Origin of the sequence: Pantoea sp. FN0307, assembly GCF_050113815.1 — a bacterium.
GTDB lineage: Bacteria > Pseudomonadota > Gammaproteobacteria > Enterobacterales > Enterobacteriaceae > Mixta > Mixta alhagi.
Map to the genome: position 1 here is coordinate 89,161 of NZ_JBNJSO010000001.1, position 13,228 is coordinate 102,388.

General features: G+C 47.9%; 15 protein-coding genes and 1 other RNA gene. 6 read left to right on the forward strand and 10 right to left on the reverse strand.

Features of this window, described 5'->3' with window-relative positions; all coding sequences use genetic code 11:
• Positions 1–28: 28 nt before the first annotated feature.
• Positions 29–943, forward strand: a complete 915-nt coding sequence (locus tag ACQE3Z_RS00450; protein ID WP_426971594.1) for a hypothetical protein — start codon at positions 29–31, stop codon at positions 941–943.
• Positions 944–984: 41 nt separating this feature from the next.
• Here the strand turns inward: ACQE3Z_RS00450 and ACQE3Z_RS00455 are convergent, their stop codons facing one another.
• The 3 genes from ACQE3Z_RS00455 to ACQE3Z_RS00465 form a co-directional block, all read right to left on the reverse strand.
• A complete protein-coding gene (locus ACQE3Z_RS00455) occupies positions 985–1,587 on the reverse strand; it encodes an inovirus Gp2 family protein (protein ID WP_426971596.1) in 603 nt (200 codons plus the stop codon).
• 292 nt (positions 1,588–1,879) lie between these two features.
• Entirely contained in the window at positions 1,880–3,331 is a 1,452-nt protein-coding gene (locus ACQE3Z_RS00460; protein WP_426971597.1) for a YfjI family protein, read from the reverse strand.
• Between the two features lie 119 nt (positions 3,332–3,450).
• Positions 3,451–3,663, reverse strand: coding sequence for a helix-turn-helix transcriptional regulator (locus ACQE3Z_RS00465; RefSeq protein ID WP_426971598.1), 213 nt, complete (start codon positions 3,661–3,663; stop codon positions 3,451–3,453).
• Positions 3,664–3,794: 131 nt separating this feature from the next.
• Between ACQE3Z_RS00465 and ACQE3Z_RS00470 the strand changes: the two genes are divergently transcribed.
• The gene (locus ACQE3Z_RS00470) at positions 3,795–4,541 is read left to right on the forward strand and encodes a hypothetical protein (RefSeq protein WP_426971599.1); all 747 of its coding nucleotides are present in this window, start codon (positions 3,795–3,797) and stop codon (positions 4,539–4,541) included.
• A 40-nt stretch (positions 4,542–4,581) separates the two neighbouring features.
• Here the strand turns inward: ACQE3Z_RS00470 and ACQE3Z_RS00475 are convergent, their stop codons facing one another.
• From ACQE3Z_RS00475 to smpB, 3 genes are all read right to left on the reverse strand, one after another.
• Positions 4,582–5,814 carry an integrase domain-containing protein gene (locus ACQE3Z_RS00475; RefSeq protein WP_426971601.1) on the reverse strand — a complete coding sequence of 411 codons (1,233 nt, stop codon included), beginning with the start codon at positions 5,812–5,814 and terminating at the stop codon, positions 4,582–4,584.
• A gap of 204 nt (positions 5,815–6,018) precedes the next feature.
• Positions 6,019–6,382: a transfer-messenger RNA gene (gene ssrA / locus ACQE3Z_RS00480) on the reverse strand.
• 44 nt (positions 6,383–6,426) lie between these two features.
• Positions 6,427–6,909, reverse strand: a complete 483-nt coding sequence (gene smpB, locus ACQE3Z_RS00485) for an SsrA-binding protein SmpB (RefSeq protein ID WP_085070628.1) — start codon at positions 6,907–6,909, stop codon at positions 6,427–6,429.
• 159 nt (positions 6,910–7,068) lie between these two features.
• On the opposite strand from smpB, the gene ACQE3Z_RS00490 reads away from it, so the two are divergent.
• Positions 7,069–7,503, forward strand: coding sequence for a type II toxin-antitoxin system RatA family toxin (locus ACQE3Z_RS00490; RefSeq protein ID WP_085070630.1), 435 nt, complete (start codon positions 7,069–7,071; stop codon positions 7,501–7,503).
• The gene (locus ACQE3Z_RS00495) at positions 7,496–7,783 is read left to right on the forward strand and encodes an RnfH family protein (protein ID WP_426971602.1); all 288 of its coding nucleotides are present in this window, start codon (positions 7,496–7,498) and stop codon (positions 7,781–7,783) included. The genes ACQE3Z_RS00490 and ACQE3Z_RS00495 overlap by 8 nt, the downstream gene beginning before the upstream one ends.
• 38 nt (positions 7,784–7,821) lie before the next feature.
• Here the strand turns inward: ACQE3Z_RS00495 and bamE are convergent, their stop codons facing one another.
• From bamE to nadK, 3 genes are all read right to left on the reverse strand, one after another.
• Positions 7,822–8,175, reverse strand: coding sequence for an outer membrane protein assembly factor BamE (bamE, locus tag ACQE3Z_RS00500; RefSeq protein ID WP_426971604.1), 354 nt, complete (start codon positions 8,173–8,175; stop codon positions 7,822–7,824).
• Positions 8,176–8,361: 186 nt separating this feature from the next.
• Positions 8,362–10,023, reverse strand: coding sequence for a DNA repair protein RecN (gene recN / locus ACQE3Z_RS00505; RefSeq protein WP_426971605.1), 1,662 nt, complete (start codon positions 10,021–10,023; stop codon positions 8,362–8,364).
• A gap of 87 nt (positions 10,024–10,110) precedes the next feature.
• Positions 10,111–10,989, reverse strand: coding sequence for an NAD(+) kinase (gene nadK / locus ACQE3Z_RS00510; RefSeq protein ID WP_085070638.1), 879 nt, complete (start codon positions 10,987–10,989; stop codon positions 10,111–10,113).
• A gap of 123 nt (positions 10,990–11,112) precedes the next feature.
• On the opposite strand from nadK, the gene grpE reads away from it, so the two are divergent.
• Entirely contained in the window at positions 11,113–11,706 is a 594-nt protein-coding gene (grpE, locus tag ACQE3Z_RS00515; protein WP_250650629.1) for a nucleotide exchange factor GrpE, read from the forward strand.
• A 38-nt stretch (positions 11,707–11,744) separates the two neighbouring features.
• Here grpE and ung read toward each other — a convergent pair whose 3' ends face one another.
• Positions 11,745–12,422: a uracil-DNA glycosylase gene (gene ung / locus ACQE3Z_RS00520; protein ID WP_426971607.1), complete on the reverse strand. Its 678-nt coding sequence runs from the start codon at positions 12,420–12,422 to the stop codon at positions 11,745–11,747.
• A 272-nt stretch (positions 12,423–12,694) separates the two neighbouring features.
• On the opposite strand from ung, the gene grcA reads away from it, so the two are divergent.
• Positions 12,695–13,078: an autonomous glycyl radical cofactor GrcA gene (gene grcA / locus ACQE3Z_RS00525; RefSeq protein WP_426971609.1), complete on the forward strand. Its 384-nt coding sequence runs from the start codon at positions 12,695–12,697 to the stop codon at positions 13,076–13,078.
• Positions 13,079–13,228 lie beyond the last annotated feature (150 nt).

A 13,228-nucleotide genomic window follows, 5' to 3' on the forward strand; every position in this document is an offset into this window, starting at 1 on the left:
ACAAACGTTCTGCGATGAGGAGAAAGTGATGGAATCTGCACGTGATAAACGTACCCGTGAGATTGTAGAAGCAGAGAATTTGTGGTTGCTTGATAGCGTTGATACTGAAGGCTATGTATGCTGGGGGTGTGGTATAACCATGCATCCTGCTGCATGGGAAAAAGATAAAAAAGTCAGAGCCTATTTTAAAAAGAAACGACATATTCAACATCATCATGAATGCGATGCTGATGCTGAAAACACAGTAATTCGCCAAGGCCAGAAGGCGAGTGTCCGCAACATACTGGACAGTGCTCCGGGTTTAATGCCCTCGGGATTAAAGTTGATTGAACAACGCCCGGTTGTTGAACCAAGTTTCTCTAGTGATGAAAGTAAATCCAGTTCGACACGTTCAGCATCCTCACAATCTGGTGAAGGTAATTCACCTGAACGACAATCCCGGCGTCAAGTGAATGCTATTCGCAATATTTGCCGTGCCTTCATCCGTTTCCCGCATGACCGGGGAATGTCGCTTAACGTTCCCGGTATCAGTGGTCAAATCTACATGACGGTGTTTAAAAAGCTCCGGAATGAGGTTCAACCTTACCCGGAGTCGAAGATCTTTTATGCACCACTGCTCTGGAATAAATTTACTGAAAATGATGAAAACCTAATCATTCCACTGTCTGGTGAATGGGGGGAAGATGAGTCAGGTAAACCTAAACCTACCCGAAGCTACCAGATCTACATCGATTGGGCTAGCTGGTCAAAAGCCAAGCGTACCGTGGTTCGTAAAGAGCTGGAGGCTGCCCGTACAGAGGCAATAGAAGCCAAAGGCAAGGGGCTGAAAGATAAAGCTTGGGTATTCTTTATCGGCGAGCAAAACACTGAAAACCCGGAGATCTTCTACGTTAGCGATTATCGACTAATCTGCGCGATTGTAGGACATATCACTTATCCATGACGTGAAAATGGCCCTCCCATTCAGGGAAGGCCGCATTTGAATCAGAAATCGACTTGGCAATAGCCGAAATTGCGATACCCCTCGCCAAAGATTTTGGTTTCTGTTTTGGCAAGATAATCGAGGCGGTTCAGTAACTCTTGGTAGTGTGCCTGGAAATTCGGATGGCTGGAATTCAACACATAGCGGCAGTTCTCCGGAAAATGCACCAAACCTGGGTAATCGTCCAGTTGCAGTCCCATTGCGCTGTACCAGGCTCCGATGATCATTGACCTTAACGTATTTTCCCGCTTGTAATCACCGAGATGATAATAGGCATCTTTGTTGAAGAGTAGGCAAAGATGGTAATGGCATTTTCCTGATAAAGAAAATTCTCTTGCCCATATAATAATCATTGTGCCCCTGTAAACACGTATGCCTTCACGCTCTTTTCTTTCAATGTCGGCTATAATCTTAGCTTTCATCGACTTACAAAAACGGGTAATTTCACCATGCTCCAGATTATGAAAGCAGCAAATATTATCACCACGATCAACAATCCCTGGGAAATGAGCATCCGCCCTGATAGCGGTGACTCTTGGATATTTGTTCGTCATTGCATTCAGTAGTTCATTTATTTTCATTCGATAAAGTTGTACATAACTCATGTCAGTATTCCTATGTAGCGGGTCCTACGGTCTCTTAAGACCGTATTAATGATTGCCACACAGGCTGGGTTGCACACTGCGATAGATTTAGGCATATTATGGCATCAGATTGTAGTATCCCCATACTTCAGCGATCTGATTATTACTTGGTATCACAACTCACATGATTGTTAATTAGTAGTGGTGATAGAAGGCCATTATAATACCTATCCAACATATAAATATTAGATAAATGCAGCCCCAGCCGGTGTTGACTGTTTAAAAGTTACTCTCCAATTAGCTTGTTTTAAGATCAGTATGTAAAATCAAGTGCTTCAAGTGCCGCTTCAACCACATCGAATATTCTGATGCAGGTTACGCCATTAATTATTCCTCGCTGAATCTCATTTTTTTTCAGTAATCGCTCCAGGATTTCATCAGCCGCAGCTTTAGTTCTTAATTGCGCAGGTCCATACTGCAATACATCATTTTTAGAAATATAATTCTTTCCTTCTTTAGCGAACCGGGCGTTGCATCGGTTCCTTATCCAGCATAAAAGCTCACGTTCAAGATTTGGTGTTATTTTCATTCCATTAATTTCTCGGAATATTTTAATATGTTCATCAGCAAACCAGAAGCATATATCTTTTGCAGCTTGGAGCGTGCTTTCTGGTATATTTCCGAAAGATCCTTCGAAATAATGCATTGCTGCTGCCATCCTGGCGATATTTTCAGCCATCTTTGAGCCATAATCCTTGAAATCTTCCAGTAAACCACCTTTATTAAGATGAGATTCAATTTCATTCGCAATTTGAATCCATGATTTTTGAGCTTCAACAGTAAATCTCAAACACTTTCTTTCCCCACTGTCTTGTATAGCCAGCGTCTCTCTGATTAAGCTTCTGATTCTTTGATGGAACATTGCAATATATCTTGTTGATATCCCCTCATCTTCAATGAAACGGGTTCCTTGTGTTGATTTTGGATAGCAGATCAATACTCTCGCCAGAAATCCACTGCCTCGTGGAAGCCCTTTTTTCTTCGATAAGAATTTTTTAAGTACTGACATTTGCGTCATCAAAGATGCTGTAAGTCGAACATCTTTTATTCGTAGCTCAGGTTCATTCTTCCTTTTAACTGATATAGTAGAGTTATCCCATCCCATGTTCAGGAGATACAAATCGCGCCCGGCATGTCCATCAAGAATATTACCTGCTTCATGCGATATCAGGCCAAATGACTTTTGTTTTCCTGAAAAGCTCTTTTTCATCGCCGCAGGTGTAATATCAGATACTAGGAACTGATGCTGAACCGGCATTTCAGGGCGTGATTTCCTTAGTATACAGATTTCGTGTTCCAACTCTTTCGTGCATTCTTTCTTGCGAACCAGAGCCTTGAACTCTGTACGTAACACCTTTAGATGCTCTTGATAAAATGCATATGCCTGAGTGTATTCCTCCATTTTTTTTAGATAGATTTCATGCTGTTCGTTGTCAGATTCATAAAACGGTGCATTTACCTTACTATCAGTCGCGCTTTTCCTTTCCCCTGATTCTGCAACAATAACAGTGTACAGCCCTACCGGTCTTACTAAGTCTCCTATCAAGCGAACATTAATTATCCCCTGACAAGCAAGAGACATGGCTGATATCACCGCGACGGTGGCCATAGGCTGTGGGATCTTCATATTAGCGACAAGTTCGTTAACTACCCCTTGAAAATCTGGCTTACATCTCTGGATAGGAATATTCCCTTCACACTCCATCTTGCCCTCCTGAAAATGATAATACGTTATGTACAGCCTGCTATTGTTGCTATTAATAGCGGAATAGCAGCGTAAGAAAAAATGTACGTTAACTTATCCACCTGCTTTTAAATAATTATTCAGGGAATGGAGTGGATTCGTTGTAGAATCCATTCATCAAGTTCAGCCTCTAGCCATCCTACAGACTGACTCCCCAAACACCTTGGTCTTGGAAACGTTGGGTCAAAGCGAGGCGATTTTGGATTGATCCAGTCATAAATTGTGGACCTGGCAAGACCCGTTTTAAGGGCGACAGCGGGTAGGCGTAGAATTTTTACATTAGATGATGTCATGGCTTGTTCTCCTGAATCACATTGGTTTGGATGCAGGAAGATTAAGGATGTGGTCGTTTTTAAAAAACATTTGTGCCTTCTTGTTTTTTTTATTTTGAAACGAGATGGTGTAACTTATTGATTTTAATGAGATGAATTTTAAAGAAACTTACGATTTTTTGATAAAAAGCTTTGATGACGTACGTGGAACGATACCAAACTGGGTAGAAAATACGCCCTGGGAATCAGCGTGGCCCATGTTGGACTACGAAAATCCTGACATTAAGGTTTTTCTGGAACAGCTCAATGATGAATTCACATCGGCGGACCCTTTTTTCAGAGTGGAACTTTCATTCACTTCTTTAGATCCAAGGCTCAACCGAAAAAATAGTGATGGATGGCCTAGTGCTTTCGGGTCTTTTTATAAACAGTTAGAGAGTGCTCTTAGAGAGCGTCAGAAAGGAATATATTTGCGCAATGTAAATGATTGCGAATCACTCAAAGCTCTTTTTAAGGCGGTAAGTCATGTTGAGGCTGCGAGAGGGATGTGTATGACGCTCAGCCAAACAATAACAATGGGGTTGTCTGATTGGTACAGAACACAGGGGGCCATCAAAGGCGGTATTGCGAAGGCCGCGCTGAATATCCCAGTTAAAGAGCAGGCTATAAAATTGTTGTACGAAAACGCCCCAACCAAGGGTGGATGGGGAAATAGATCTATGGCGGTAAAGGCTATAGTAGATGAACTTTGGCAGTTTATTGAAGACCAAAATCATCTTGGGAAGAGGATTGATTTAAGCCATGAAAATTTAGTGACAACGCTGAAACAATGGGCCTACAAAGATGAGTTGCTTCGAGAAGCATTTAATAATACGGTTCGGACTAAGAAAAAAAAATGAAGCGCCTAAGACACTCCATTTTTGCATTGTTAATATGATGTTACCCGACCAATCGCAAAGTTCCCTTGTGTGCTTTCCCGGCTTCAGCGTTAGTTACGAAGTCAGCCCACCATTGCATCATTGGGCGACGTTGTTCAAGATAGTCGCTGCGGTTATAAGCACGCCGAACCTCATTCTTATCAACATGAGCTAGTGCCGCCTCAATAACATCAGGTGGAAAGCCTTGCTCGTTAAGGGCCGTACTGGCGATAGATCGCAGGCCATGCGAAACCAGCACTCCGCCAAAGCCCGCACGCTTTAGTGATGCGTTAACTGTCTGACTATTCATTGGCTGGTTAGGCTTGATACGGCTGGGAAATATGAATTCCCGATTGCCACTTAACGGTTTCATCATTTCCAAAACTGCGATTGCTTCATCTGACAATGGAACAGTGTGGTCGCGGTTCATTTTCATGCGTGATGCAGGAATCTTCCATTCTCGTGCCTCCATGTCTATCTCTTCCCAACGAGCCTCAGCCGCTTCAGCAGGGCGGGTGATGGTAAGAAGCTGCCACATGAACAGGCACCTTGTTGAAAGGCTAATGCTGGCCGTTCGCATCGTCTGCATTAACTGAGGCAGCTGATCCGGACGAATACTGGGCATGTTTTTCTTCTGCGGCTTCTCGAATGCCTTGCCAATATTGACACTGGGAACAGCATCAATCAGCCCCGTATTTTGGGCATAGATCATGACCTCATTGATGCGTTGGCAAAGGCGACGAACAGTTTCCAGTGCACCTCTGGCTTGTACTGGTTGCACGGCCTGAACCAGCGTATGAGCTTTGATATCTGTAACGCTGACGTCACCAATCGCTGGAAAGACATCTCTTTCAAGAGAGCGCCATATATCCTCTGCATAGTCCTCGGTAACACTGGCTTTCTTCACATTCCACCAACGTTCCGCCACGAGCTGGAAAGTATTAGTTTTGGCTTCAAGCGAACTACGCAGTTGTTCTTGCTGATGTTCCTGGGGATCGATTTGTTTCGCAAGGAGAGAACGGGATTCTGCCCGATAGCTTCGAGCATCGGCAAGCGTAACTGACGGGTAGGGGCCAATGCTCTTTTTCGCTCGCTTCTTGGTGACGGGGCGAATGTAGCGAAATTGCCAGATTTTACTCCCGCTGGATTTGATCAGTAGCTCAAGGCCATCGCCATCATAGAGCACATAGTCCGCTTCCTTGGGTTTGGCAGATTCGATTTCCTTAACGGAGAGAGGTTTGGTTTGTCTTGCCATTGCCGGGTTTCCATAGTTTTAGGCACCTCAAAAACAATAATGCTTTATGAGGTGCCTAACAAGGTGCCTAAAAGGTTTGGATTTAATTAGTTGGCATCAGACTTCGCGGGACAAATTGAGGGCACAAAAAAGCCCGCAGGGCTTGCGCCGTGCGGGCTCTTAGGACTTCATCGGATGACTCTGGTAATCACCGATGGAGAATTTTGGTGGAGCTGGCGGGAGTTGAACCCGCGTCCGAAATTCCTACATCCTCGGTACTACATGCTTAGTCCAGTCTTTACATTCGCTTGTTAGCTGCGGACGGACACGCCACTAACAAACTAGCCTGATTAGTTTTAACGCTTCAACCCCAGGCAGGATATCCACGCGATCTCTTTTAGGTTTGACCTCTCTTGATCCCCGTCCTAAGAGCGGAGGCTAGGGAGAGAGGGCTCTAAGCAGGTTATTAAGCTGCTAGTGCGTAGTTTTCGTCGTTTGCGACTATTTTTTTGCGGCTTTTAACGAGGCCAACCGCCCCTCGGCATGCACCTTGGGTTTCGCGAATCCCGTCGAATCCAGAATCAGCCCCAAGAATTAAAGAGTATAGCAAAAAACGTTTGGTCAATCCAGCGCTTAGCGATGGGCATTCTTCATAATGCGTGCTTTATCCAGCTGCCATTCGCGGCTTTTTACATCTTCACGCTTGTCATGCTGTTTCTTACCGCGCGCAACGCCAATTTTAATCTTGCACCAGGCGTTTTTCCAGTAGAGCGACAGCGCAACAACCGTATAGCCTTCGCGATTAACGCGGCCGTACAAGCTGTCCAGCTCGCGCTGATTTAGCAGCAGCTTACGGTTACGCGTAGGATCGCAGACAACATGGCTGGATGCGACCGACAACGGCTGAAAGGTGGCACCGAACAGATAAGCTTCACCGTCGCGCAGCAGAATATAGCTGTCGCTGATGTTGGCTTTACCGGCGCGTAGCGATTTAACTTCCCATCCTTGTAGCGCCATTCCCGCTTCGAACTCCTCTTCAATGAAGTATTCATGGCGGGCGCGTTTGTTAAGGGCAATAGTGGCAGAACCAGGTTTATGTGCTTTTTTCTTTGTCATAGTGCAACTTAGTTTACATCAGACCAGTGTTAATCGCATCCCCGGTCCCAAATTCGCCGGGAAAAAAAGCTATTCTAGCACGCCTTGCGACTTAGAGAATTTCTGTTTGGCTGTTGAAAATGCTATTATTTGTACGTTTTAGGAATCACAGGAAACGATATGGCCCAGATTAGCCGTTCTGCACTCGTGCCTTACAGTGCTGAACAAATGTACCAGTTAGTTAACGATGTTGATGCCTATCCGGAATTTTTGCCTGGTTGTTCGGGAAGCCGTGTGCTGTCCGCTTCCGAACAGGAGATGACGGCGTCGGTCGATGTTTCTAAAGCTGGTATCAGCAAAACGTTCGTGACGCATAACATGCTCACCAGTAATCAAAGCATCCGCATGCAGCTGGTGGATGGTCCGTTCCGTAAGCTAACCGGCGGCTGGACTTTTACCTCACTGGGTGACGATGCCTGTAAAGTTGAGCTCAATCTGGAGTTCGAATTTACTAACATGCTGGTTGAGCTGGCGTTTGGCCGTATCTTTAAAGAGCTGGCAAACAGTATGGTTCAGGCCTTTACCCAGCGTGCAAAAGAGGTTTACCGTGCCTGAGCTCACTGTTGAGGTAGTCTATGCGCTGCCGGAAAAACAGTATGTGCGCCAGGTAACGCTGGCAGAAGGCAGCAGCGTTGAACAGGCTATCCGCGCGTCCGGCTTACTGGAGTTGCGTCATGATATTGACCTGACGCAGAATAAAATTGGCATCTATAGCCGACCAGTAAAACTGCAGGACGAGGTTAACGATGGCGATCGCGTGGAAATTTATCGTCCGCTTATCGCCGATCCGAAAGAGCTGCGACGGCAGCGTGCTGAACGTTCGGCAAAAAAATAAAGGCGCTTTCAGCGCCTTTTTTTATACCCGACAACAGGTTAGTTGTTAGCTTTGTTGCCGCTCAGGTTCGGTTTATTATCGATATTGGTCAGAACGCCGCTACTGTCGAAAGTCAGCGTCAGCGTTTGCTGGGTTACTTTTTCATGGCCAGGCTGCTGGCGGAATACGTAATACCAGGTATTGTTGCTGAATGGATCGCTCATCATCGGCGTACCCAGCGTATAGGCAACCTGCTGTTTGTTCATGCCCACGCGCAGCTTGGCAACGTCAGTGGTTGTGAGATAGTTACCCTGATTGATATCAGGACGGTAAACCACGCGCTCCAGAGTGGAACAGCCAGCAGTCATCATGAGAAGTAACACTGCAGCAGCAGTCAGCGTTTTACAGCGCATTTATACATTCCTTTTTTAGGCTCAACGCCTTTTAAACAGGCGAGTTTGGTGCCAGCACGGTCTGAACACAGCCTGCGATCAATGTGTTTCATTCAGGCGACAAGCTGTCGATGATAATAAACCTGACCGCAGTTGGAAACCTTTACAGAGCAAGCATATGACCGCAGGAATGTAAAAAAGTGCATATCAGGCCGCTAAAAGCTCTTTCGCATTCGCCAGCGTATTCCGCGTCACTTCGCTGCCGCCCAGCAAACGCGCCAGTTCCTGCAGGCGTGCACGCTTATCCAGCGGCTGCATGTGGGTTTCAGTCATCGCGCCGTCAGTCTCTTTGCTGACGAAGAAATGATGATGACCACAACCCGCCACCTGCGGCAGGTGCGTGACGCACATAACCTGCGTTGATTCGCCCAACTGACGCAACAGCTTGCCAACCACTGCGGCCGTCGGCCCGCTGATACCCACATCCACCTCATCGAAAATCAGCGCTGGCGTATCCATCTTACGGGCGGTGATAACCTGAATCGCCAGAGCAATACGTGACAACTCACCACCGGAAGCCACTTTAGCCAACGGCTGTAACGGCTGACCCGGGTTAGTGCTAACGCGAAAATCGATGCGATCCGCGCCCTCAGCGGTGAGTTGCTCAGGGTTGAACTGTACGGCAATAGTAAACTGACCGTGCGGCATTGAGAGCGCATGCATGCTCTCGGTAATCAGCTGAGTTAACTCTTGCGCGTAATGCGCGCGTTGCTCATGCAGCTTCTGTGCGCTGGCAAGTGCCGCCTGATGATGCTGCGTTACCGCCATGCTCAGCGTTTCCTGATCGCTCTCCTGCTGCGACAGCAGTTGTTCTTCGTCCAACAGTTGCTGATGGAAGGCCGGTAACGCCTCTGGTGCAACGTGATGCTTACGCGCCAGGCTTATCTGACGTGACAGACGCTGCTCCAGCTCATACAGCCGGTTGGGATCGAGATCAAGACGATCGCAGTAATGACGAAGCTCATCGCTTGCTTCACTAATCTGGATGGAGGCTTCTTCCAGCATGTTCAGCACGCCGCTCAGTTTTTCATCCATCGTGACCAGTTCGCCCATCATCTGACGTGCGGTATAGAGCAGGCTTTGCAAATTACTGTCGTCGCCATCGGCCAGCAAGTGAAGCGCCTGCTGGCTGGTGGAAAGCAGCTGCCCGCTGTTGGCGAGGCGTTTGTATTCCTCGTCAATCTGTTCGAACTCACCGGCGACTGGGGCAAACTCATTCAGCTCTTTTAGCTGATATTGCAACAGCTCGCGTCTTGCTTCGCGTTCCTGCATCTGCTGTTGATGCTGTGCCAGTGCGCGACAGCTCTGATGCCACTGACGGTAGTTGGCCGCCATGCTCTGCATCAGCAGCGGCTGATCGGCATAGGCGTCCAACAAAGATTTTTGATGTTCCGGTTTTAACAGCAGCTGGTGCGCATGCTGCCCATGAATCTGAATTAGCAGCTGGCCTAAATCGCGCAGCTGAGAGAGGGGCACTGCGGTGCCGTTGATAAAACCACGGGAGCGGCCATCGCTGCTGATTACGCGGCGCAGCAGGCACTCCTGGCCGTCGTCCAGCTGATTTTCTTCCAGCCAGCGCAGGGCTGAAGGCGTATCTTTCAGATTAAAGCGGGCGCAGAGATCGGCACGATTAGCGCCCTGGCGCACCATATCCACTTCAGCACGGCCGCCCAGACAGAGGCCCAGCGCATCGATAGCAATGGATTTACCAGCACCGGTCTCCCCGGTAATCGCGGTCATGCCACGTTGAAAATCAATTTCCAGCTCGCGAACAATTGCAAAATTACTGATGGTGAGTTGGGCCAGCATATGTGCCTTCCTGTACATAAACACAGACATGGTTTTTCGTACAGTATAATCTGGTTTTATATACAGTAAAGCGGCACGTTGCGCTTTTTAAAATAATTTTTTCGACCAGCCGAGTTTAGAACTTAGCGTATTGAAATAGCTGTAGTTTTTTGGGTGGATTAGGTTGAGGTGATAGTCGCTACGGCGTACCAGCACATCTTCGCCTTCCTGGATAGGCAGCGCGATTTGACTGTCACAGCTGATCTCCAGATCGTTGCGCAGGTCGGAGAAACGCAGGCGGATGGTGCTGCTGCTGTTAATGACTAGCGGACGGGCGGAAAGGGTATGCGGAAACATTGGCACCAGTGCGATGGCATCCAACGATGGCGTTAAAATTGGGCCGCCAGCCGAAAGAGAGTAGGCGGTAGAGCCGGTAGGCGTAGAGATAATCAGCCCGTCAGAGCGCTGCGAGAACGCGAAGTTCTCATCGATATAAACCTCAAACTCAATCATATGCGCCACTTTGCCCGGATGCAGCACCACCTCATTAATTGCGGTGCCAATACGCGGCGCGCCTTCGCCACGACACACGCGCGCTTCCAGCAGAAAACGTTTTTCTGTGATGTATTCGCCGCGCAGCACATCATCCAGCTGCTGTTGCGCGTTATCGGGGTCCAGATCGGTGAGAAAGCCCAGATTGCCACGGTTGATGCCGATAACTTTTATATCGTAACGCGCCAGTACGCGCGCCGCGCCCAGCATATTGCCATCGCCGCCGACCACCACCGCCAGATCGGCGCGTTGACCAATTTCCGCCAGCGAGCCGGTTTGCACATGTTCCAGCGACAGCTCACGCGCAATTTGTTGTTCAACAATAACTTCGTAGCCTTTCTCGCTAAGCCAGCGCCAGAGCATTTCGTGAGTGGTCAGGGCGGTAGGATGACGGGGATGTCCGACGATGCCGATGCACTGGAAATGTTTGTTCATTATGCTGGTCTTCCTCATGAGGCAATTCTGCCCTGACATTGTGACTGGTTCCCTTGAAACCATTAATCTGATCCCCATAATAAGCGAACCAGCGAGATGAATGTGCAAAACGCGGAGAAATTCATGAGTAGTAAAGATCAGAAAGCACCAAACGAGCAAGTCTCAGACGAGATTGAAATGGAACAGCAGCAAAACGAGAGCGTGGAGACGGCAGAGTCTGAAGCAGACGTGGTGGATCCGCGTGATGAACGTATTGCTCAGCTTGAAGAGCAGCTGGCCGGATTACAGAACGGCGTACGTGATGCTCAGCTGCGTGCGCAGGCAGAGATTGAAAATATCCGCCGCCGTACCGAACTGGATGTGGAAAAAGCGCATAAGTTTGCGCTGGAAAAATTCGCTAATGAGCTGCTTCCGGTGATCGATAGCCTGGAGCGTGCGCTGGAAGTGGCGGATAAAACCAATCCAGACCTGAATGCGATGATCGAAGGTATCGAGCTGACGCTGAAGTCTCTGCTGGCTGCGGTACGTAAATTCGGCGTTGAGGTGGTAGGTGAAACCAATGTGCCGTTTAATCCCGATGTTCATCAGGCGATGTCGATGATGGAATCGGACGACGTTGCGCCGAACCACGTTATGATGGTGATGCAGCGCGGATATACCCTGAATGGTCGTTTGCTGCGCCCGGCGATGGTTGCCGTGGCGAAAGCCAAAGGCTAATTCTGCTCGCGCCGTGGCTCAGTCACGGCGCGGTTGTTTCAGGGAAGATGTGGCGTCCAGTCAATTGGCTTGTCGCCCTGCTGCGCCAGAATCTCATTGGTGCGGGAAAAGTGCCTGCAGCCAAAAAATCCCCGATGGGCAGAAAGCGGGGAGGGATGCGGTGCCTTCAGCACATGATGCCGTTGCGTATCAATAATACTGCCTTTCTTCTGCGCATGTGAGCCCCAGAGTAAAAACACCACGTTTTCACGCGTCTCGTTAATAACGGCAATCACCCGATCGGTAAAGGTTTCCCAGCCAAAACGCGCATGGGAATGCGCTTTGCCCGCCTCGACAGTTAATACCGTATTCAACAACAGCACGCCTTGCTTTGCCCAGCTCTCTAAAAAACCATGATTCGGACGCGTAAAGCCGGGAATATCCTGCTCCAGTTCTTTATACATATTCATTAATGAAGGCGGAACCGCAACGCCAGGCCTGACGCTAAATGCCAGACCGTGCGCCTGGTTAGGGCCGTGATAGGGATCCTGCCCTAAAATAACTACTTTTACATCGTTGAGTTCGGTCAGACGAAACGCGTTAAACACATCTTCTTTCGGCGGATAAACCGTAACGCCTGCCGCGCGCTCCTGTGCCACCATCTTCAGCGTTTCAGTAAAATAGGGCTGCTCTTTTTCCGTTGCCAGCACATCATGCCAGGTTACTGCTTTATCCATGACGTTCTTCCTTCTTAAAGTAAAACAACAGAGTAGCGACTCTGCGCGCATGAGCAACCCCCAAAATAAATTGAAAATTTACAAAAATAATTTATTCAGGAAAATTGATTCAAAACAAAAATTTAGCTTTATGCCAATCCTGGCACCAGGCATTTAATTGATTTGTATCAAAGTTGGTCGGGCAATGCATTGGTATATAAACAGACGGACGTTTTTTAAACGCAAATCTGACGCCGTCATGGCGTTGGCGTCATTACGCCTGGGAGGCAAATATGATTACAGGTATTCAAATTACAAAAACCAATAACAACGCACTGCTTAATTCGTTCTGGCTGCTGGATAATGAAAAGGCTGAAGCGCGTTGCGTCTGTGCAAAAGGCGATTACACCGAAGATCAGATTGTCCCGGTAAGCGATCTCGGACAGTTCGAGTATCGCGAAGTCCCGCTGGAAATGAAACCGCAGGTACGCGTGGAAGGCGGTCAGCATCTGAACGTTAACGTGCTGCGTCGTGAAACGCTGGAAGATGCGGTTAAGCATCCGGAAAAATATCCGCAGCTGACCATCCGCGTATCAGGTTATGCCGTACGTTTTAATTCTCTGACTCCTGAACAGCAACGTGATGTCATTACTCGTACTTTTACTGAGAGCCTGTAAGCTAAAAAGGTTCTGAAGGTTGCAGGCGCGTTGAAAAAAGCAGCGCGCCAGAAAGGGGAAAAGAGATTCAGAAACAATAGTCTGTAAACGCTTATCGTTTAACGCCTGACAATCTTTAAGCTTTTTAACGGGTTGGCGTCAAAACTTGCA

Coding starts and splice junctions, on each gene's coding strand:
- ACQE3Z_RS00475 (WP_426971601.1), bottom strand. CDS start 5,814: ATGGCAAGACAAACCAAACCTCTCTCCGTTAAGGAAATCGAATCTGCC.
- nadK (WP_085070638.1), bottom strand. CDS start 10,989: ATGAACAAACATTTCCAGTGCATCGGCATCGTCGGACATCCCCGTCAT.
- ACQE3Z_RS00470 (WP_426971599.1), top strand. CDS start 3,795: ATGAATTTTAAAGAAACTTACGATTTTTTGATAAAAAGCTTTGATGAC.
- ACQE3Z_RS00490 (WP_085070630.1), top strand. CDS start 7,069: ATGGCCCAGATTAGCCGTTCTGCACTCGTGCCTTACAGTGCTGAACAA.
- ACQE3Z_RS00455 (WP_426971596.1), bottom strand. CDS start 1,587: ATGAGTTATGTACAACTTTATCGAATGAAAATAAATGAACTACTGAAT.
- recN (WP_426971605.1), bottom strand. CDS start 10,023: ATGCTGGCCCAACTCACCATCAGTAATTTTGCAATTGTTCGCGAGCTG.
- bamE (WP_426971604.1), bottom strand. CDS start 8,175: ATGCGCTGTAAAACGCTGACTGCTGCTGCAGTGTTACTTCTCATGATG.
- grpE (WP_250650629.1), top strand. CDS start 11,113: ATGAGTAGTAAAGATCAGAAAGCACCAAACGAGCAAGTCTCAGACGAG.
- ACQE3Z_RS00450 (WP_426971594.1), top strand. CDS start 29: ATGGAATCTGCACGTGATAAACGTACCCGTGAGATTGTAGAAGCAGAG.
- grcA (WP_426971609.1), top strand. CDS start 12,695: ATGATTACAGGTATTCAAATTACAAAAACCAATAACAACGCACTGCTT.
- smpB (WP_085070628.1), bottom strand. CDS start 6,909: ATGACAAAGAAAAAAGCACATAAACCTGGTTCTGCCACTATTGCCCTT.
- ACQE3Z_RS00465 (WP_426971598.1), bottom strand. CDS start 3,663: ATGACATCATCTAATGTAAAAATTCTACGCCTACCCGCTGTCGCCCTT.
- ung (WP_426971607.1), bottom strand. CDS start 12,422: ATGGATAAAGCAGTAACCTGGCATGATGTGCTGGCAACGGAAAAAGAG.
- ACQE3Z_RS00460 (WP_426971597.1), bottom strand. CDS start 3,331: ATGGAGTGTGAAGGGAATATTCCTATCCAGAGATGTAAGCCAGATTTT.